Source organism: Streptococcus sp. HMSC070B10, assembly GCF_001808665.1.
GTDB lineage: Bacteria > Bacillota > Bacilli > Lactobacillales > Streptococcaceae > Streptococcus.
In genome coordinates, this window is record NZ_KV794214.1 from 332162 (window position 1) to 353137 (window position 20976).

Annotated in this window: 18 protein-coding genes; 3 read left to right on the forward strand and 15 right to left on the reverse strand. The window is 41.6% G+C overall.

The window, feature by feature from the left end; genetic code table 11:
• Window positions 1-2: 2 nt before the first annotated feature.
• From dltB (HMPREF2613_RS09215) to HMPREF2613_RS09255, 9 genes are all read right to left on the reverse strand, one after another.
• Window positions 3-1247: a D-alanyl-lipoteichoic acid biosynthesis protein DltB gene (dltB, locus tag HMPREF2613_RS09215; protein ID WP_070480097.1), complete on the reverse strand. Its 1245-nt coding sequence runs from the start codon at window positions 1245-1247 to the stop codon at window positions 3-5.
• Window positions 1244-2794, reverse strand: coding sequence for a D-alanine--poly(phosphoribitol) ligase subunit DltA (gene dltA, locus HMPREF2613_RS09220; RefSeq protein WP_070480098.1), 1551 nt, complete (start codon window positions 2792-2794; stop codon window positions 1244-1246). Before dltA ends, dltB (HMPREF2613_RS09215) begins: the two co-directional genes overlap by 4 nt.
• Window positions 2795-2814: 20 nt before the next feature.
• Entirely contained in the window at window positions 2815-2946 is a 132-nt protein-coding gene (locus tag HMPREF2613_RS09225) for a teichoic acid D-Ala incorporation-associated protein DltX (RefSeq protein ID WP_033682482.1), read from the reverse strand.
• Window positions 2947-3398: 452 nt separating this feature from the next.
• Entirely contained in the window at window positions 3399-4571 is a 1173-nt protein-coding gene (gene dltD / locus HMPREF2613_RS09230; RefSeq protein ID WP_070480099.1) for a D-alanyl-lipoteichoic acid biosynthesis protein DltD, read from the reverse strand.
• 47 nt (window positions 4572-4618) lie between these two features.
• The gene (gene dltB, locus HMPREF2613_RS09235; protein WP_049491166.1) at window positions 4619-5773 is read right to left on the reverse strand and encodes a D-alanyl-lipoteichoic acid biosynthesis protein DltB; all 1155 of its coding nucleotides are present in this window, start codon (window positions 5771-5773) and stop codon (window positions 4619-4621) included.
• Between the two features lie 403 nt (window positions 5774-6176).
• Entirely contained in the window at window positions 6177-6881 is a 705-nt protein-coding gene (locus HMPREF2613_RS09240; RefSeq protein WP_000980827.1) for an MIP/aquaporin family protein, read from the reverse strand.
• A gap of 69 nt (window positions 6882-6950) precedes the next feature.
• Window positions 6951-8777 (reverse strand): type 1 glycerol-3-phosphate oxidase, encoded by a 1827-nt coding sequence (gene glpO / locus HMPREF2613_RS09245; protein ID WP_070480100.1) that lies wholly within the window; start codon window positions 8775-8777, stop codon window positions 6951-6953.
• Window positions 8778-8818: 41 nt separating this feature from the next.
• Window positions 8819-10327, reverse strand: coding sequence for a glycerol kinase GlpK (gene glpK, locus HMPREF2613_RS09250; protein ID WP_000076784.1), 1509 nt, complete (start codon window positions 10325-10327; stop codon window positions 8819-8821).
• 159 nt (window positions 10328-10486) lie between these two features.
• Window positions 10487-11914 (reverse strand): AcpB/EbpR/MafR family transcriptional regulator, encoded by a 1428-nt coding sequence (locus tag HMPREF2613_RS09255; RefSeq protein WP_070480101.1) that lies wholly within the window; start codon window positions 11912-11914, stop codon window positions 10487-10489.
• A 164-nt stretch (window positions 11915-12078) separates the two neighbouring features.
• On the opposite strand from HMPREF2613_RS09255, the gene hslO reads away from it, so the two are divergent.
• Both hslO and dusB read left to right on the forward strand, forming a co-directional pair.
• Window positions 12079-12951: an Hsp33 family molecular chaperone HslO gene (hslO, locus tag HMPREF2613_RS09260; protein ID WP_049487543.1), complete on the forward strand. Its 873-nt coding sequence runs from the start codon at window positions 12079-12081 to the stop codon at window positions 12949-12951.
• Complete coding sequence (gene dusB / locus HMPREF2613_RS09265) at window positions 12938-13918, forward strand: tRNA dihydrouridine synthase DusB (protein WP_049552665.1); 981 nt, start codon at window positions 12938-12940, stop codon at window positions 13916-13918. Before hslO ends, dusB begins: the two co-directional genes overlap by 14 nt.
• A 73-nt stretch (window positions 13919-13991) precedes the next feature.
• Here dusB and HMPREF2613_RS09270 read toward each other — a convergent pair whose 3' ends face one another.
• Entirely contained in the window at window positions 13992-14690 is a 699-nt protein-coding gene (locus HMPREF2613_RS09270) for a hypothetical protein (RefSeq protein WP_070480102.1), read from the reverse strand.
• A gap of 278 nt (window positions 14691-14968) precedes the next feature.
• Between HMPREF2613_RS09270 and HMPREF2613_RS09275 the strand changes: the two genes are divergently transcribed.
• Window positions 14969-15199, forward strand: a complete 231-nt coding sequence (locus HMPREF2613_RS09275) for a hypothetical protein (RefSeq protein WP_070480103.1) — start codon at window positions 14969-14971, stop codon at window positions 15197-15199.
• Window positions 15200-15271: 72 nt separating this feature from the next.
• Here the strand turns inward: HMPREF2613_RS09275 and HMPREF2613_RS09280 are convergent, their stop codons facing one another.
• The 5 genes from HMPREF2613_RS09280 to HMPREF2613_RS09300 all read right to left on the reverse strand — a co-directional run bounded on the left by HMPREF2613_RS09280 (window position 15272) and on the right by HMPREF2613_RS09300 (window position 20932).
• Window positions 15272-16045 (reverse strand): NUDIX domain-containing protein, encoded by a 774-nt coding sequence (locus HMPREF2613_RS09280; protein ID WP_070480104.1) that lies wholly within the window; start codon window positions 16043-16045, stop codon window positions 15272-15274.
• A gap of 1 nt (window position 16046) precedes the next feature.
• Complete coding sequence (pnuC, locus tag HMPREF2613_RS09285) at window positions 16047-16826, reverse strand: nicotinamide riboside transporter PnuC (protein ID WP_070480105.1); 780 nt, start codon at window positions 16824-16826, stop codon at window positions 16047-16049.
• A gap of 9 nt (window positions 16827-16835) precedes the next feature.
• Window positions 16836-17894 (reverse strand): AAA family ATPase, encoded by a 1059-nt coding sequence (locus HMPREF2613_RS09290; protein ID WP_070480106.1) that lies wholly within the window; start codon window positions 17892-17894, stop codon window positions 16836-16838.
• 145 nt (window positions 17895-18039) lie between these two features.
• Entirely contained in the window at window positions 18040-20472 is a 2433-nt protein-coding gene (locus HMPREF2613_RS09295) for an ATP-dependent Clp protease ATP-binding subunit (protein ID WP_070480107.1), read from the reverse strand.
• Window position 20473: 1 nt separating this feature from the next.
• Entirely contained in the window at window positions 20474-20932 is a 459-nt protein-coding gene (locus HMPREF2613_RS09300; protein WP_004261972.1) for a CtsR family transcriptional regulator, read from the reverse strand.
• Between the last annotated feature and the right edge of the window lie 44 nt (window positions 20933-20976).

Below are 20976 nucleotides of genomic sequence, written 5' to 3' on the forward strand. Positions count from 1 at the left end.
TTTTATTTTTTAAACCATAAATCATTCAAAAATCCAGAAAAGATTAAGAATGAAAGCATGACGACATGGAAGGTGACAACCATGCCAAGCAACTGAATCCAGCGATTCTCAGGTAGAGCAGGCTTCCCTGCTTTTTTCCGTTCCTTATTGAGCGTTTTTTTCTTGCGAATCCAGGCGTCATTGATGACCAAGCCTAATCCATGAAAGAGGCCATAGGCGATGTAATACCAGGTCACACCATGCCAAAATCCCATAATCAGCATATTTACAATGTAGGCCACGCTCGAAGTTACATTACGATTTTTAAAGACCTTCTTTCTGGTCAGTACCATCACCATTCGCATAAAGACAAAGTCACGGAACCAGAAAGAGAGACTCATGTGCCAGCGATTCCAAAATTCCTTTAAATCCCTTGATAAAAAAGGCTTATTAAAGTTGATAGGGCTACGAATTCCCATCAAATTTGAAATGGCCAAGGCAAACATAGAGTACCCTGCAAAGTCAAAGAATAGCTCCAGACCAAAGGTATACATGACTGCCAAGGCATAGTGGTTAAAGAAACCACCTGACTGCAGGGCTAGATTCTTCAGAGGAGGGAGTAAGGTTTCTCCTAAAACATGAGCTAGGATAAACTTATACAAAAATCCCCACATGATATAGCGAACAGATTCATCCAGCATATCCATCAACTCATCTCGCTCAGGAATGGTCTGATAATTTTCATTAAACCGCTTAAAGCGATCGATTGGCCCGCTTGAAAAAGTCGGCATGAAGAGTAGGAAGCGGAGGAATTCCCAGAGGCTAAAATCCTTAATCACTCCATCTCTCAGCTCGATGATAATCCCAACCGAACGAAAGGTCAGGTAAGAAATTCCCAAAAATCCAAGCAAAGACTGCGTTCCATTGATAGCTGGCTGCACCTTGACAAAGATAATCGGCAGTAGGGACAGAAAACTAACTAGGTAGAAAACCCACTTACCATCCTTACTTTTTCGATAGTGCTTATAGAGAAGCAAGAGCAATATTTCCCAGCACAGATAAATGCCCAAGGCAGCCAATTGATTAGTCTTCCCACCTACCAGCATGGTAACGATAAAGAAGAGACTAACCAATACCTCGTACCAGGCAAAGCGTTTCTTGAAAAAGAGGCCGATAAAGATGGGCAAGGTTGCAGCAATCACATAGATAAAATACTGAGGATTGCCGTATGGCTCTAAATGAGGAAGCTGTTTAAAAAACTCCATCATCTCCTATTTACCTCATTAATCAATCCTTTGATATCAATTTTTCCATTTGGAGTCAGTGGCAAACTGTCTCGATAAAGGAATTTGGACGGCATCATATAAGACATCATAATATCTGTCAAGTCTTCCTTAATGGCCTTGGTAATATCGATATCACGCTCAAACTGCTCACGAACACCATCTTTTAAGATGACATAGGCTAGAAGATTTTGCACCTTGTGGTCTTTATTATAGCGCGGTACTGCAACAGCAGACTCGATAAAGCGAGACTTATTGAGGTTTTGAGAGACATCTTCTAACTCAATGCGGTAACCGTTGAACTTAATCTGGAAGTCCATGCGTCCGCCGTAGAGAAGCAAGCCCTCATCTGTCATGGTTCCCACATCACCTGTGTGATAGGCTAGCAGACCTTCAAACTCAAAGAAGGCTTCTGCTGTTTTTTCAGGATTATTCATATAACCTTTTGAGACGGCCGGTCCTGAAACAATGATTTCTCCCTGTTCACCATTTGGCAGTTTATTTCCTTCCTCGTCAATGATAAAGGTTGGAGAATCAGCCTTGGTATAGCCGATTGGGAGGCGTTTGAGAGTATCTAGCATCTCGTCTGTCACAGCAACTGCTGACAAAGCTACTGTCGCTTCTGTTGGGCCGTAAGCATTGATAATACGGGCATTTGGGAAACGTTCGCGCAGTTTTTGAGCCGTTTTAACCGTCAATTCTTCGCCATCAAAGTAGAAATGCGTTATGCCAGGCATTTTCTCGCTATTAAAGTCTTCTGACAACATAGCCATATCCGCAAAAGAAGGCGTTGAAGTCCAGATAGCGATTGGCAATGAAAAAATGGTCGCAAAGAGTTGCTTAAAGTCCTGAGTAATAGCTGAAGGAAGGGCAAAAAGCGTACCTCCCAGTGCCAAGGTCGGCGCCCAGTACATGACGGACAGGTCAAAAGAATAAGGTGGCTGAGCCAGCATTTGCGGACGACTTGGCGTCGCAAATTCCTTATCCGTAATCATCCAGTTGGTAAAACTGAGGAGGTTATCATGGGAAATCTGTACTCCCTTAGGCTTACCAGTTGTACCAGAAGTAAAGATAATGTAGTAGTTATCATCACCCTTGACTGGATGCGTGATCTCATAACTAGTCCCTTGAGCAAAGGCTTCTTGAACCTGAGCTAGAGTCATCATTGGCGTAGAAACCTGCTCCAATGGAAAGTCTGAAATGGCAATAATCAAGCTCGGCTCTGCTACTTCTAAAATAGCTGAAACTCGCTCCAAGGCCGAATGACTGTCAATTGGTATGTAGGCATGACCTGACTTAGTCAAGGCTACAAAAGTTGCCAACATTTCATATTCTTGGCCACCAAAAACGACCACAGGAGACTTCTCTGGCAAATTCATCTGGTCAATAACTGCAGCCAAACTGTCCGAATCAGCCTTTAAATCGCCATAAGTATGTTCCTGCCCCAAAACATTGTAAACAGGATAGCTAGGCTGTGTCTGAGCAAAATGCTCAATGGTTTCAATCATATCTACGATTGCTTTATTTGACATAATAAGGATTCTCCTTCAAGTTAAAATTCATTATAGATAAAGCTTCCTTGACCCTGACCAAGATAGCTAAAGAAGTAAAGCAGCCCTAGAAAGATAAGAAAATACAAGGCTGTCCGACCAAGAAATATGTACAATTCTTTTCTCTGTTTCATCAAGAAAAACCATTCATTTCTGTAATTTTCCGCTAAAATAAAATCAATTTCTTACTAATTTATTTTTCTGCTATTATACCACTTTATAGACTAGTTTTTCAATTGTTTACCCGTCTATTTTCACTACGTTCCAGTAACATTAATTTGTTCCATATGATTCTTTCTAATGATAGCTTAAATGCTTTTCAGTATGGATTATATGGGGAGCTACAACAAAGTAGGCTCCATACTACCTATAGAGGATTTTCCCACTATAAATATTATAGAGCCTTATCTTATGTCTCACTTTATCGGTGCAGTTCCCTTTATCTAGAGATTTTTATAGTATGTAATCCTAGAATTCACTATAGATAAATTCTTGAATGTTCGAAAAATCGGTAACAAAACAATAAATCACGATGCTTAAGATAACCGTATAGAAAAATAGCGTCCACAAGATTAAACGGTGTGTGTTAGTTATCTTGGTTTGCAAATTTGTATAGTTCTTTTTCAACTTCCATCCATCCTTTCACTCCAACGTGCATCACATCAAATAAAAAGTAATCATCATACTCTCTGTTTCCATAGTTTAATACCGTTGCACCATGGCTTTTTGCGACATCTTCTATTTTTTTATAAGTTTTCTCCCGCATCTCTCTTGAGACACCTGTGTAGTCATTCCATTTACCATTTACTGGGAAAATAATGACCTCAACTTCAATGCCCAATTCCTTGGCAACTGTCAAGAAGAGTTCCATATCTGAATACTCTGGTGACTCGAGGTAGCTCAAATCTTTATTAGAATTCTTCAGCGATGTATAACGATCTTTTAAATAGGTATTGTAGTAGTTATTATCAACAGCATAATCATTATTGTCTGTTTTCTTTTTGACCTCTTCTACAAACTGATTCGTCATTTTCTCCCAATCATAGTCTGGGGTTTTATCCCCTAGTGAAGGATAAGCTGATTTGGCATGTTTTTGATAAAAAGTCTGTTTGAGTTTAAAGGAATAAATCGCGTTATCGAACTCTAATAGTTTTTTATCAACAATCGTTCCTTTCTCATCTATGAAATAACTTTTGTATTTTTTGTAGATGTCATTATGTTGCTTGTTCCCCTTGGTAATCTCGATAATGCGATTGATTAGTTTTTCTTTCGTTTCCTTACTAATCTTATCATTATCTAGCATATGGAAAATATGTTCCTGAGAAGCCTTGTTCAAAAAGGCATCTTGATGAGTCCCATCTTTTTCAAACCACTGAACCGATTCTATTATAGCCACTTTTCGCTTAGTCATAGATCCTTCAATTGAGCCCAAGGTCGTAGACTGAATGATGTTTTGTGAATAGCTGGTTCCAATCTGCATGATATTAAAATCGTTGTAGTTAAAAATTTTATTTGGATGATAGTCTTCATTTATCGTTGCAACCAACTCAGATGACCCCAATAAAACCAATGTATTGGGAGTGATATTGCTTGTTAAAATATCTCTACTTTTATACTTTTCATACGAAGTGCTATAGCGAATACTGTTATCCTTTACTTTATAATAATCATCAATCTTCTTGACGTATGTCACATTTAAAAGCGCAAGCGTCGCAATTACGAGCACAAGCGATAGCAAAAATGCTTTTAGTTTAATCATCTAGTTTTATCCTATCCCTTCGATCCGTCCAATCTCTTTTCAAGTTCTTATCTCTTTAAAATCGTAAGTAAGATTTTATAGGGTTCACCTGAAAAGATAAAGAAACCAAGCATAACCAAATTCATGGTCACAAACCAACTCAGTAGCTTATACCAATCTTTATTTTTATTTTTCTTATAAAAATTGCTTTTCTTTTGATACACTTCAAATCCAGCCATCAAGACACCGTGATAAAAACCATAAACAATGTAGCTAACACTAAGGCCATGCCAAAAACCCATGACCAACATATTGACCATATAGGCATAGGTTGCATTGTGTAGTCTATTTTTAAACCATTTTTTCCTGATAACCTGCATCAATACTCTTGAAAATACAAAATCTCTCAACCAGGTCGACAAGGTGATATGCCATCTGGTCCAGAAATCCTTGATATCGACACTCAAGAAAGGTTTGTTAAAGTTCATCGGTGTCTGAATACCTAGAATGTTGCTACTTCCAACGGCCATTAGACTATAGCCTGCAAAGTCGAAGAACAGATACAAGGTATAGAGGTACATATACTTGATTGAGTAAACGACTGTGCCAGTATTATTTAGAGCGAGTAACATCTGATAAACATAGGTTGATAAAACAACCTTGTAGAGAAGGCCTAGAACGATACGATACACACCGTCCCCTGCTAACTCTAGATACTCTTTTCGAGGCATGACCTCGTTTATCTCTTTTAAAAATCTCCTACTCCGATCAATCGGACCAGCACTAACTGTAGGGAAAAAAAGTAAAAATTGCAGGTAGTCTTTTATGCTAATCTTTTCTTTAATCAAGCCATCCGATATCTCCAGCATGATCTGAATGGTCTTAAAGGACATGTAAGAAATTCCAATAAAGGCCAACAAATGCAGAGAAGTCAGGGCAAAGATTTTATTGATCACCAAAGGAAAAATAGAAAGGAAAACCAGAGGTTTCAGCCGCTTTGTTTCTATCCTCTGTGCTATGAAAACCAGAAAATATTGATAAATTACAAAGGAGATTAAATAGACAATCATTGCTCTACTCTTGCCATAAATAGCTCCTGCAAATAAGAGGGAGAGCACCAAAATATAGTAGTCCTTACGTTTTTCAAAAAAGTTTACCACAAAACCAATCAGTAAAACTACAAACAAAAGAAGGAAAAACTCATTCCCCTCGAAATAATTCATACCAGCCAAACTCCTTTTTTCTTTTTCTCATCTCATGATTTATCTTTTTAAGATTAGTTCCTATCATATTACCAAAGATAGTTAACTTTATTCATTATATCATAATTTAAAAACTAAAAATACTTCTGTTATTTTATTTCTTAAAATAAAAAATCCAACTGACTCTTAGTACTGAACCCCAATAATGAGACAAAATTATTCACACAATAAATAAAATTCAAGAACAAAAAATTGATGAAGGGACCAGTGAAGAATTCTGCCTTTTTAGCTGAAATAGTAATCAGCACCAGTATATAAACTAAAAAAATCAAAACGACCAAAATGAAGTGAGAAAGTGCTCCTTATTTTGGTCGTTTTTTGTAAGTTATGTTTATTACGGTATGAATAATTGAATTTTAATATCTTAGAAAAGCGAGAATACAAGCACGGCCAAGGCTGCACCGATAACAGGTCCCACAACAGGAATCCAGGCATAAGACCAGTCTCCGTCTCCCTTGTTTGGAATTGGCAAAATGCTGTGCATGATACGAGGGCCAAGGTCACGAGCAGGGTTCAAGGCATAGCCTGTTGTCCCACCTAGTGATAGACCAATACCGACAATCAAAGTTCCGACTGCAAAGGTTCCTATACCTGCCTGAAAATCGTACAGACCCAAAGCAAAGATTGTCAACACCAAAACAAAGGTGCCCAGGATTTCGCTGATCAAGTTAGAAACTGTATCCTTGATGGCTGGACCAGTGCTGAAGGTTGCCAGGATATTGCCTGCATTTTCTTCTGCCTCATAATGCGGTTTGAATTGCAACCAAACCAAAATCTGACCGAGCATAGCCCCTGCGAACTGGGCTAAGATATAAGGCAAAACGGAAGCCCAAGGCAGACCACCTTTTAAAGCTACACCAATTGTCACAGCTGGGTTTAAATGAGCTGGACTGAGCTTGCCGGATACAAAGACTGCAACCGCAACTGCAATCCCCCAACCCATGGTAATCACAATCCAACCTGAGCTGTTGCTCTTGGTTTTAGGAAGAACCACACCAGCCACAACACCATTTCCTAGAAGAATCAGGATTAAAGTCCCTAAAAATTCTCCAAATAATTCATTCATCATCTTTCTGTCTCCATTAAAAAGAAGGGGCGGGCGACAAGGAATGCTGCCCTCCACCTCTTTTCCTTTTTCTTAATTTTTTAATTCTGCTAAATCGTTGTTAGCGAGAGCCGCTTCGACATCCGCACGGTAGCCTGCTTTTTTTTCTTCTGACCAATCATAGAATCGTCCCATTTCATCCAAAACTGGCTCAACGATGCTATCCAAACTATCACGCATAAATAGCATGTGGTTGGTACGACGAAGAAGGAAGTCAACTGGGCTCAGAGCCAACTCGTTGCGCATTGCATAGTGAAGAGATAAGGTATCCGCCAAGCTGAGTCCTGGCGCTTGTTCCAAACTGTGAGCAAGAGCAAAGACCTTCGGTGCATTTGAACCGTAAAGATTTGCTAGGTAATGAGCTTCCTTGCTATCCAAACCACGTGACACTCCAAGTTGCGCAAAGGCTTCGATTTCTGAGTCCACATTTGCTGGGTTCAATTCCCCACCTGAAACAGGGTAAGTCTTAGAATTGATGAGTTTAAAGCTACGGTCAAATTCTGCTTTGAGGATGTCAACCACGCGCTCCATAGCTCCTTCAGCCATCTTACGGTAGTCTGTGATTTTACCACCAGCAAGGGTCAAGAGACCATTATCGTCTCGGTCCAAGCTAGAACCACGAGAAACTGCAGATGGATCCAAATGCTTCTCAGATGTGCTACTTTCAAGTTTGCTGACAGCAGACTCAACATCTTCACGCGTTTTTTCTTTAGAGAGATAAGATTCAACAGTCGCAATCAAGTTGTTAAAGCTTTCATCACTGATTGTACCGTTATTTCCTCCATTGTAGTCAGAAGCGCTATTGCCTGCGATCAATGGACGAAGACCTGCCCAGCTACTTTCAATGTCAGCAACTGTAATATTCGCTTCTGGGAAGCGGTTGTTGACAATGCCAAGTAGGTAATCTACATCTTCCTGAGTCACTTTTGGATGTTCCAAATCACCTGTGTAGTCTGTATCAGTTGTACCAAAGTAAGTCTTGTTTTCACGTGGGAGAACAAAGACCATACGACCGTCACCCAAACCTGTGTCAAAGTAAACTGGCTGTGAAACCTTGATCTTACTTGAATCCACTACCAAGTGAACTCCCTTAGTTGGACGCATTTGTGAGAATTGTGTTCCCTTATTAGACAAATTGCGCACCTTGTCGCTCCAAGGACCTGTTGTATTGATAACCAGACGAGCCTTGATTTCAAAGACTTGGTCTGTCAAGAGATCACGAGCTACAACACCTGTAATCTTGCCACTTTCGTCAAATAGGAAGCCTTCTGCCTTCACGTGGTTGGCAATGAGGGCACCGTCTTGGTTGGCACGTTTGATGTTTTCAATCACAAGACGCGCATCGTTGTTACGGAAGTCAAGGTAAACCCCACCTCCTACCAAACCTTCTTTCTTCAAGTTTGGCTGGCGTTCCAAGACTTCTTCCTTACTCAAAACCTTGTTAGCAGCTGGTGTGTTGTTAACTCCTGCCAAAAGGTCATACAAGTCCATGGCTACTTTGAGACGGAAGAGGCTAAAGGTCGCTCCATCTTCATCGTAAACTGGCAAGAGCATTGGATCTGGTTTTGGAATGTGAGGTGCAATTTGTTGTACCACTGCACGTTCTGAAACCGTATCTGATACTACTTCTACGTCAAATTGCTTAAGATAACGAAGACCTCCGTGAACCAATTTTGTTGAACGGCTGGATGTTCCTTCTGCAAAGTCTTGCATTTCAATCAAACCAGTATCTAGACCACTAGCTGCCGCCTGCAAGGCTACACCAGCACCAGTGATTCCTCCACCGATAATCAAGAGGTCCAAGGTACGTTCCTGCATTTTTTTAATTGACAATTCACGTGTTTTCTTTGAAAATTCCATATTTACACACTTTCTAACTAAGTCGCTTTATTCTTCCAGTATTAGTCGTCTACTTCCGCAAAGACTTGCGTTGCTTTTACAGCCTTCTTCCAGCCCTTGTAGAGTTGTTCCTTGCGCGATTCGTTCATAGATGGCTCAAAGAGTTCTCCTGTCTCGTTCAAGAGTTTCAACTCATCCAAATCCTTCCAGTAGCCTACTGACAAACCTGCTAGGAAGGCTGCCCCTAGAGCTGTTGTTTCCAAGTTTTTGGCGCGTGCAATGTCGATTCCCAAGATGTCAGCTTGGAACTGCATGAGGAAGTTGTTCATAGCTGCACCACCGTCTACTTTCAAGACCTGTATAGCTGTCTGAGCATCCACTTGCATCGTATCGATAATATCACGCACTTGATAAGCAATTGATTGAAGAGTTGCCTTGATAAAGTCTTCCTTACTTGTTCCACGAGTCAATCCAAAGACAGAACCGCGAGCATTTTGGTTCCAGTATGGAGCGCCTAGACCTGTAAAGGCTGGAACGACATAAACTTCATCATTGTTGTGAGAATCACGAGCGTATTTTTCAGATTCTGGTGAATTTTCCACCATGCGAAGACCGTCACGAAGCCACTGAATGGCACTTCCTGCGATGAAGATAGAACCTTCTAAAGCATAGTAAACCTTGCCATTGATTCCGTAACCAATCGTTGTCAAGAGGTTATTTTCAGACAACTGCATCTCTTCCCCAGTATTCATGATGATGAAAGAACCTGTTCCATAAGTATTTTTAACCATACCAGGTTCAAAGGCCAACTGTCCAAAGAGGGCTGCCTGTTGGTCCCCAGCCATACCTGAGATTGGCACTTCTCCACCGTAGAAATGGAATGGGGCTGTCTTACCGTAGATTTCAGAGTTAGAACGAACTTCCGGAAGCATAGCCTTAGGAATGTTGAGGATTTCCAAAATCTCATCATCCCATTTGAGTTCTTTAATGTTATAAAGCATGGTACGAGCTGCGTTTGAGTAGTCGGTCACGTGAGCCGCACCGTCAGTCAATTTCCAAACTAACCAAGTATCGATAGTACCAAAGAGCAATTCCCCTTTTTCTGCTCGCTCTTGAGCTCCTTCTACATGATCCAAAATCCAACGAACCTTAGTCGCTGAGAAGTAAGCATCAATGATCAAACCAGTCTTTTCATGGAATTTTTCCACATAACCTTGACTTTTTAGTTGTTCAGCCAAAGGAGCTGTCTGACGTGATTGCCAAACAATAGCGTTGTAGATAGGAAGTCCTGTTTTCTTATCCCAGACGACAGTTGTTTCACGTTGGTTGGTAATTCCGATTGCTTCGATTTGATTTGGCTTGACACCACTTTCGATGAAAGCACCCGCAATAACTGACTGGACTGAGTTCCAAATTTCATTGGCATTGTGCTCTACCCAACCTGCCTGAGGGAAAATCTGGGTAAACTCTTTTTGACTCGAGCTGACCTTTTCTCCTTTTTTGTTGAAAATGATGGCACGAGAACTTGTAGTTCCCTGGTCAATGGCCATGATGTATTTTTCTTGTGACATGTGCTGTCCTCCTGATAAAGATCTTGAGGATGTTTCCTCTTTACACATACTAGTATACAAAATAAAGCGCTTTCTTGTTTATCAACTTTTTTTAATTTTTTAAAAAATGTGAGGAGATTGTGTGAATTTCACAAAAAAGACCTGGAACGGCCAAGCCTTTTAAGTGAATAATAACTGACGAATAGCCGCCAAATCTTCCATATCCAAGTCATTTTTTAAATAATAGACTGGTGTTTGTTCCTTCTTATGAATCGGGTTATTGGTAACCAGCAAGTCATAATGACGAGTAGGGTCATAGGCTTCAATGCTAATGAAGCGATTGTACTCCAAATATCGTTTTAAAAGAGCCGACATTCTCGAAAAAACAAGGAAGCCTGCTGTTAAATCTAGCCCTATTCTCAGATGTTTTCCTATATTTTCTGCCATATACTCCATCAACTGAAGCCATTCCCAGAGGATTTTTTTATCTAGATCCGTCCCCTGATGAAAGGCTGGCAAGGAGGCGAAAATTTTCTGAGCAATATCTCGAAAGTCATGCTCCATCAGCAAATAAGGGTGGCGATTCTCTAACTGGTACTTATAGCGATCCTGTAAAATATAGCCCTTATAGAGATAGACTTGAGCACAAAGCTGACTGAGTTCATAGGTGACATGGTCCTCTGTATAACCGCCCAGCAACTCCTCCTTCTTCATTTCTTGAATCAATTGCGTCAGCAAATCGGCCAACTGCCCTCCAAAACCAAGGATATACTCCATAGTATGAAGAGGAAGAATACGATGAGATAGGAGGAAAGAGAAGAGTATCATCATCTCCCCATCCTCAGTTCCTAGAGGAAGGTGTTGCCCGGCAAAAAAGGAAGGAGCCTTTCGATGCAAACGAAGGTAGAAAATATTGTCAAAATACCCTCGCATTTTCTCTTCTATCACTTGAAACTGACAGGCATTGACCCGAAGACGCTGTTGACTGATGTGAGACCAGAGAACCAAATCCAATTTCTGCCCCGCAGACAAACTCGCACCGCAGATTTCTTCTAAACTGGCAATCTCCTGTTTTCTCTCTGGTTTCTGCATGTGACCTTCCCACTCCTGACTTGACCAGACCTTGCGAAAAAGACAGAAATAGAAATAGCGAATCTGATGCTCTGGACCTCGCCAACGTCCATTTTGGATGGATAAATCAAATTCTGACAAAATATGATTTAAACTAGCTAAGTGGCGACCAAGTGTAGCCTCACTAATCATCAATTCTTGAGCCAGCTGATGGGCTAAAAACTGTTGGTGGTAGAGAAGATAAACAAGAATCTGGTATTTAACAGCATTCTCCAAAAACAGGCTCCGAATATCTCTCCCCTTGGTAGCTGCACCGATCGACAGGCGCAGATTTTCATCTTCTAAGGAGATATTCAGCTCTAAGCCACTGTCCAAAGCCTTGTCATTGAGAAGGGTGACATATTTGGTTAGGGTTGCTTTTGAAAATCCTGTTTCCTCCATTACAGCCTTGACGGTCGTCTGAGACTCTTGTAATAGAAAGGAAAGGATTGAAAATTGGCCAGATTCAGCCTTTTCCATCAAATCTCCTAAATACATTTGTTACCCCTTTCATTTTCTACCTTAAGCATAGCATAAATCTTAGAAATGCTGAAATAATCTGTTTCTCTTTTTATTTTCATGCTGATTTCCTAGTCTATTATCCTAAAAATCAACAAACACACGGCTCCCCCTTTGGGCATTTTTATGCTAAAATAGTAGCTATGGATAAAATTATTAAAACTATATCAGAAAGCGGAGCCTTTCGTGCTTTTGTCCTTGACAGCACAGAAACAGTCCGCACTGCTCAAGTAAAACACCAAACCCAAGCTAGCTCAACTGTAGCGCTTGGTCGAACTCTTATCGCTAGCCAGATTCTCGCAGCCAATGAAAAAGGAAATACCAAACTAACCGTTAAGGTGCTGGGCTCTAGTTCTCTAGGTGCTATCATCACCGTCGCTGATACCAAGGGTAACGTCAAAGGCTACGTTCAAAATCCTGGTGTTGATATCAAAAAGACTGCAACTGGTGAAGTTCTAGTCGGACCTTTTGTTGGAAATGGTCAATTCCTCGTTATCACAGACTACGGTACTGGAAATCCTTACAACTCTATGACTCCCCTCATCTCTGGGGAAATCGGTGAAGACCTTGCCTTTTACCTGACTGAGAGCCAACAAACACCTTCAGCAGTTGGTCTCAATGTCCTTTTGGACGAAGAAGACAAGGTTAAGGTTGCAGGTGGTTTCCTAGTCCAAGTCTTGCCAGGAGCCAAGGAAGAAGAGATTGCTCGCTTTGAGAAACGCATCCAAGAAATGCCAGCTATCTCAACCCTTCTCGAAAGTGAAGACCATATCGAAGCCCTTCTCAAGGCTATCTACGGTGACGAAGCCTACAAGCGTCTTTCTGAAGAAGAGATCCGTTTCCAATGTGACTGTAGCCATGAACGCTTTATGAACGCTCTTGCTAGCCTTCCAAGCTCAGACTTACAGGAAATGAAAGAGGAAGACCACGGAGCAGAAATCACTTGTCAATTCTGCCAAACTACTTACAACTTTGATGAAAACGACCTGGAGGAACTCATTCGTGACAAATCTTAATACACCCTTTATGATTGGCAATGTTGAGATTCCCAATCGTACCGTTTTAGCGCCTATGGCTGGCGTGACAAACTCAGCCTTTCGTACTATTGCAAAAGAGCTCGGAGCTGGACTCGTTGTAATGGAGATGGTCTCTGACAAGGGAATTCAATACAACAACGAAAAAACCCTACACATGCTTCATATCGATGAGGGCGAAAATCCAGTCTCTATCCAACTCTTTGGCAGCGATGAGGACAGCCTAGCACGCGCAGCAGAATTCATCCAAGAAAACACCAAAACCGATATCGTGGATATCAACATGGGCTGCCCAGTTAATAAAATCGTGAAGAACGAAGCTGGCGCTATGTGGCTCAAGGACCCAGACAAGATCTACTCTATTATCAACAAGGTCCAATCTGTCCTTGATATCCCACTTACTGTCAAAATGCGTACCGGCTGGGCTGACCCATCTCTTGCAGTAGAAAATGCTCTCGCTGCTGAAGCAGCAGGTGTTTCTGCTCTTGCTATGCATGGCCGTACCCGTGAGCAAATGTACACAGGCCACGCAGACCTTGAGACCCTTCACAAGGTCGCTCAAGCTTTGACCAAGATTCCATTTATCGCCAACGGTGATGTCCGTACTGTCCAAGAAGCCAAACAACGTATCGAAGAAGTCGGTGCTGACGCAGTCATGATTGGCCGTGCAGCCATGGGAAATCCTTACCTCTTCAACCAAATCAACCATTACTTTGAAACAGGAGAAATCCTACCTGATTTAACCTTTGAAGATAAGATGAAAATCGCCTATGAACACTTGAAACGTTTGATTAACCTCAAAGGGGAAAACGTCGCAGTTCGTGAATTCCGTGGCCTCGCTCCTCACTACCTCCGTGGAACATCTGGCGCAGCCAAACTCCGTGGAGCCATTTCACAAGCTAGCACTCTGGCAGAGATTGAAGCTCTCTTGCAATTAGACAAAGTTTAAACACAGAAAACCCGTAAACTTCATTCAGTTACGGGTTTTTAAAATGTCTATAAACTTGAGATTCTAAATTCTACTATTGAGCTAAAACAACACTAGAAACCTTGCCATCTGCACCTGTGGTAATTTGAACGGTCTTTCCTCCACCGATTGTAGCATTATACTTACCATCGTCAAGAGTATAAGAATAGCCTTTAATAGAGTAATTTTCTTTCTTTCCATCAGCAGATTCTACTGTAAATTGACCACCTGATGAAACTGTGATAGTTTCGCCATTTGCTCCCTTCCAATTGCCCGCTGCAGCTGAGAAATCACCATCTACCATGGTTAAAACACCCTTGTAGCGTTTGTTGTGTTCTGCTTGCTTGTCTTGAAGTTTGCGGTCAGTTGTTGGATCATAGCCTGACTGGTTAGACTGGGCTTGAGAACCTTGCTGAGTTGAAGGAGCTTGAGTAGCAGTTTGTTGACTAGCTGCCTGTTGATTAGACACTTCTTGGCCTTGTCTTTGCTCTGATGCAGGTGTCGCTTCTGATGGTGTCGCAGTTGCTGCAGACTGGTCAGTAGATGATTTGGTCTTTTCAGATGAAGCTGAACTTGAGGACTTCTGAGTTTTACTTTCTTTGCTAGAAGAAGCTGCTTTTGAGCTTGATGATTGGCTTGTCTTAACAGAACTGCTTGCTTGAGTTGTTTCCTTTTTATTTCCACAAGCTCCTAATAGCAAGGTAGAAGCCAATACAGTTGCTGCCATCAATTTGATATAGGTTTTCTTTTTCATTTTTCTACTCCTTTGTAATATTTTAGAAATATAAAGAAATCTTTTTGTAATATAATTGTAACATTGAAATTTGAATATGTCAACAATTTATCTAAACTATTTTAAAAATCTTAAATACTTTAGATACATTTACTCCTCCTACTCTTCTATTCGTAATAAAACAGAAAAACAGGAGATTTTTCTGTTAAAAATTTAAATTTGTTTTTGTGTAATCGCTTGCATTCTTAAGTGCAAAGGAATATAATAACATTAAAATAGAATATAGGAGGTGTAGACTTATGTTAAGCAAATATTACAAGTATCTTCCTTGGTTGATTGTGACAGCTATTGTCTCTTATCAATCAGCAACTTACTATGCGCGAACTGCATTTGATGTGTTTTATCTGACTACAATCTTTTTGATTTTCTATATCGCTTTGTTAGTTTTGCATGAGAAATATCTCAAGTATCGATACAAAGACTTTTTTACTCACCTGTTGAGCAATTCTAAGAAAGATAGCCACCCATAAAAGTAGTCGCAACAGAAATTTCATCTCATGACTGTAATTAAAGAGGTCGGGAACTTTTCCCGACCTCGTTTTTTATTTCAATCGATAGGTTTTTCTTGGTTTCTTTTTAGGCACTCGTTTGAGTCCGACTTCTTCTACATATTCTCCGTATTTTACGAGAAAGTTATTGCTGACGATTGGACGACCGGGGTTGATAAGATTGACCAGTTCGGTTCCTTCATATACAGTGAACTCCTCCTCCAGCAGATAAAGGAAGGTCGGATTCCAGTCGAGACGGCCTTGGATTCGTTTAATGGATTCTTGGATAATGGCATAATGGTCAAAAGCGAAGGCTTGCTCCTCCAACTCTACTCCCTTTAAGAAGCACTTGCCTGTCTGAAAATCGACATCTACGAAAACGACATCCTTGGCATCGTCTCCTGCCTGAACGAGGTCTAGGGCGCGACTAGGCAGATAAACTAAGTGAGCAATGGTCACTGTCCAGCCTCGTGGGTCACGCCCGGGAGTCGATACGGTCATCAATTGCTCGATTTTTTCCAAAGGTAGATCGAGATTGACTTCTTCTCTCACTTCACGCTGACAGGCATGTGCAGCATCTTCTCCCTTATCCATAAAGCCTCCAACCAAGGCCAAACAGTTTTGATAAGGGTGAGCCTTGCGACGGATTAGCAAGAGCTTGATCTTTCCTTCGACAAAGCAGTAGGCTACCATATCTACTGTCACACTTGGTTTTTCATATTGAGGGAGTTCCTGCTTGTAGTACCAGTCTAAGAACTTCTCCTGACTGGCATGCATTTCATAATATTCTTTTTCCGTCATCCCTGCTGGAATCATCGTGTCCGTCATTTTATGCCTCCTTACGAACTGCCTTGGTCCATTGGTACCAACCTACTAGACTATTGAGTGTGTAAACCCAGTACATCCCTTGGATGTGGATATTTTCACCCCACCAGAGGTAAATACTAAAGAGATTGGTTGCAATCCAGAAAATCCATTGCTCACGGTAGAGACGTGTCATCAAGAGCTGACCAACACCATTGGTCGCATCGGTAACACTATCACGGAAAGGGCGAGCACTATGGATACTTTGATATGCCAAGCCCATACCAATCCAAATGATAGCAGTCAAAGCCAAGTACTTGAGCCAGTCAAGCACAGATAATTTCTTGGCTTCAAAGTGAGATTCTTCTGCTTTTCCTTGGTCATTAATACGATTGGACAGCCAAGCATAGAGACCAATCGGCTGCATGACAAAGAAGTAAACGGTCGTCAAAACTTCACCATAAAAAGTCGCATTCATAGCCAAAACCAAATAGATAGCAGAGTTAATGGCCCCAAAGAGATAATTGCTTGCACGCCCTTCTGCTACCAAGATAACACAGACAATCCCAGTCCAAGATGCAAACAAGCTCATCCAGTCATGACTTTCTGTATTTTGCGTGAATTCCAAGATCAAGGGAACACTTGACAGGACGATGAGATACAACCACTGGAAAAGGCTACGACCGACAAAGAGATCTTTCCAGAGCAGGCGCATGATCCCTGCAAAACCAATCTTGCGTGCTTCGGCATGGACATTTTTAAAATTTTCGATAAATTGTGTGATTTTTTCGGTTAGTTTTTTCATATTTTTCTCCTAATCTGCTTGGTAAATGGCATCAATAGCCACTTTTGCTGCTTCATAATTACCTAGATAATCCTCCGCTAGATAAACTAGTGGAATGTTTGCTAAGTAGCGCTCCCTCATCTGATCCAAATGTTGTGAAAAACTATGACGAATATGGTCTTCCGCCATGGTCATATCTCTAAATCCGTCATTGACATAGGAGCCGACAGGCTGCACAAAGAGAATCAAGTCCCATTTTTCCTTAGCCAAAATCGAAACAAAGAGATTGTCAAATGTCTCCCCTGATAAGTCCCCTTGGTCTTCAGTCTCCATGTAATAGCCATAGTAGCCCTTGGTTACTAAGGAGTTTGTATCAGCTATCACTAGACCTCGATTGGCATTGCTATCGATTAACTTAGAGGTCTGGTCATACTGTCCCAAAAGAAGATAATAATAATCCTTTGGAGTCAATTCATCATCGCGGACGTTATTTTTAATCTGGTACTCACGTGCGTATTCCAGACTGACTGGCGCATCGTAATACCTAGCTAAATCCTTGGCTAGAGTCGTTTTTCCATTACTAGCACTTCCCATGATTAGCACTTTTTTAGTAAATTGACGACGGAAGGGTTGAGCGATATATTTCCAATATTTGCTTGGATTTTCTCGAATCATAGTCGCTGAAATACCAAACTTTCTTTCTTGCAAGACAGTGCCAAATCCACATTTAGATAATTCTTGCTGATAATCTGCTTCTCCTACAAAGAAGATAAGTTCTTGCTGGTTTTCATCATAGGAAATCTCCGCTAACATCTGGTCCAACCACTCCTCCCAGCCCATAGGGTAACGAGGAAGATTGGTTTCATCTAGCTTGCAAACAGAGGTCAACTCATCATCACGAAAAGCCTCTCTTATATATCGAAATCTCTTTTGCAAAGTCAACCCAACCTGCTCCCCTCGATCTCCCTCATAGCCTGAAACGACAACCCAGACCTGGTCACACTGCCGCTTGGCTCGCTGGATTAGATCAATATGACCTTGATGAAGCGGAGCAAAGGTTCCAAATACCACTGCTGTTTTCTTTTTCATAAACTTTTACCTTTTTATAATTTTTGATATTTTCATTATCTATGTTTTTATTATAAACCATATTTTTATTTTGTCAATAGTTTTTTATTATTTTTTATAAAAAGATTTCAAAAAAAGAATCAAGGTCTCCCCTGATTCTCACATTTTAAGCAATATCAAATTTTAACTGACCAGCTTTAACGCCAATCTTGAGAGTTTTACCTGCTACCAGCTCTCCCTTGAGGAGGAGTTCTGCTAACTTGTCTTCCACTTCTGTTTGCAGAGTTCTGCGAAGTGGACGAGCTCCCATCTCTGGATCATATCCTTGATTTGCCAGCAATTTCAGTGCGGAAGCTTGTAATTTCAAGTCAATACCTTTTTCAGCCAAACTTGCTACTAAAGGTTTAACCATAATCTTCACCACTTCCTGCATATGATCGCTAGACAAGCTATGGAAGACCACCTTTTCATCAATACGGTTGATGAATTCCGGTCTATAAGCCTTTTTCAACTCTTCAAACATGCGTTTTTCCATATTCTCTTGGTCAAAACGAATATCCTTAGCCCCAAAGCCAACCGTCTTATCATCACGAAGGGCAGTCGCACCAAGGTTCGATGTCATGATAATAATGGTATTTGAAAAGTCAACCTTGCGGCCCTTGCTATCGGTCAAAACACCATCATCCAAAACCTGCAAGAGAACATTAAAGATGTCTGGGTGGGCCTTCTCTACCTCGTCAAAGAGGAGAACGGAGTATGGTTTGTTGCGAACCTTCTCAGTCAACTCCCCACCTTCTTCATACCCCACATAGCCTGGAGGAGCTCCGTTGAGACGACTGGCTGCAAATTTCTCCATATACTCACTCATATCAAAGCGGATAAGAGCTGATTCGTCGTCAAAAAGAACTTCTGCCAGAGCCTTAGCCAATTCGGTCTTCCCGACACCTGTGGGTCCTAGGAACATAAAGGAACCAATCGGACGCTTGTGACTGCGAATTCCTGACTGGTTGCGGCGAATCGCACGGCTAATGCTTGAAACAGCTTGATCTTGACCGATGACACGTTTGTGGAGTTCCGCTTCCAGATTCAGGTATTTCTTCGCATCAGTCTGAGTCAGTTTTTGGACTGGAATACCTGACAAGCGACTCAAGGTGGTCAAAATATCAGACTCTGTCACCAAGTCTTTATAGACAGGCACTTCCTCTTCTTTTGCGATTAACTGAGCTGCCTGTTTCCACTTACCATCCATCAAGGCCTTGTCAGCTGGACTCAAACCTGAATCGTCTGCTTTTACATGCTTAGCCTTATTTTGCACTGTTGCCGCTGCTTCATCTAAGAGGTCGATAGCAGAGTCTGGCAAGTGACGGCTAGTCAAGTAACGATGAGCCATCTTGACGGCTGTTTCAACCGCTTCATCTGTGATTTGCACACGGTGATGTTTCTCATAAGTCGCCTTCAAGCCTTGCAAAATGGTCATACTGTCTGCCACACTTGGCTCTTCAATCGTCACTTTAGCGAAACGACGAGAAAGGGCTGCGTCTTTTTCAATGTGTTTTTGATATTCTTCCTGAGTAGTCGCACCAACCGTTCTCAAAGTTCCACGCGCCAAGGCTGGCTTCAAGATATTGGCCGCATCCAGAGTCGAATCAATCCCACTACCAGAACCCATGATAGTGTGAAGTTCATCGATAAAGAGGATAACTTGACCATCTTCTTCAATATCCTTTATGATATTGTTCATGCGTTCTTCAAAGTCACCACGGAAGCGTGTCCCTGCAACAACGTTCATCAAATCAAGCTCTAACACGCGCATCTTAGCCATTTCCGCAGGTACATCACCACTAGCAATACGCTGAGCGAGCCCAAGCGCCAAGGCTGTTTTCCCGACACCAGCATCCCCAACCAAGACAGGATTATTCTTTGTCTTCCGACTCAAAATTTGAATCATACGCGAGATTTCCTTGTCCCGACCGATGACTGGTTCTAACTTGCCAGAACGCGCTTGCTCTGTCAAATCATGCGTATAGTCCTCGAGTCCACCACTCGGAGTCTGCGGCATGCCCATCATATTGGCCATAGAATTTTGCTTGTCAGCTACTGTACGATGGCGTTGGCGTAAAGCCTTGAGGTCTTCTCGAGTCCAGCCTGCACGTTCTTCTAAATTTCGACGAAGGGCAGCAATCTTAACCTGATCTTTCTTGTCTTCATAAGAAAAACCAGCCCTCTCCAAGATACGAGTCGCCAAGGCATTGCCATCATGCAAAATCGCATAAAGGACGTGCTCCGTCCCTAGCACCTTAGCATGGACCACTGACGCTACATACTCTGCTTCAGCAAAGAGAACCTGTAGACGATGAGAAAAAGGCAATTCCGTAAAGGTTTCATCCTGGCTGTAGTCCGTTTCAGTCAGTTCCAAAGCGACTTCTTCTAAACGGTCCATCTCATATGGATAATCATTTAAAGTCGCCCCTGCCACGCTATAACTGTGATTGGACATGGCAATCAACAAGTGCCAAGACTCTAGATAACGAGCTCCAAAATGGCCAGCAACCATGTAGGCACTTTCGATACATTCATTCAATGCTTTTGAATAGTTCATCTTACTTCCCTTTTCTATCTACCTCTTGTATGACCTGTCTTAGCATATTAGCACGAACAACTGGAGCTTCTTCTCCTAGAACGCGATCCAAAGCTACTGCTACCAGCAAATTCATCTCCTGCTTGGTCATCAATTCCTGCTCAACCAAAAGCTGTAGAATATCCTCATAAATTTCTTGACTGACCCGCTCACCAATCGAGTAAAGCAGCTCCCTAAGCATTTCATGATGACTAGAAAACTCAATCCGTCCTATACGAATATAGCCTCCGCCACCACGCTTACTTTCAACCAAGTAGCCTCTACTTTCAGTAAAGCGTGTCTTGATCACATAGTTAATCTGACTAGGAACAACCTGAAAGGTATCTGCCAACTGACTTCGTTGCAATTCTACAATTCCAGATTGATCTAAAATTGCCTTGATGTAGGCCTCAATATGATCCGATGTATTTTTAAATCTCATTACAAACCCACCTCTCTCTTTAAACCTTGACTATCTTTGACTAT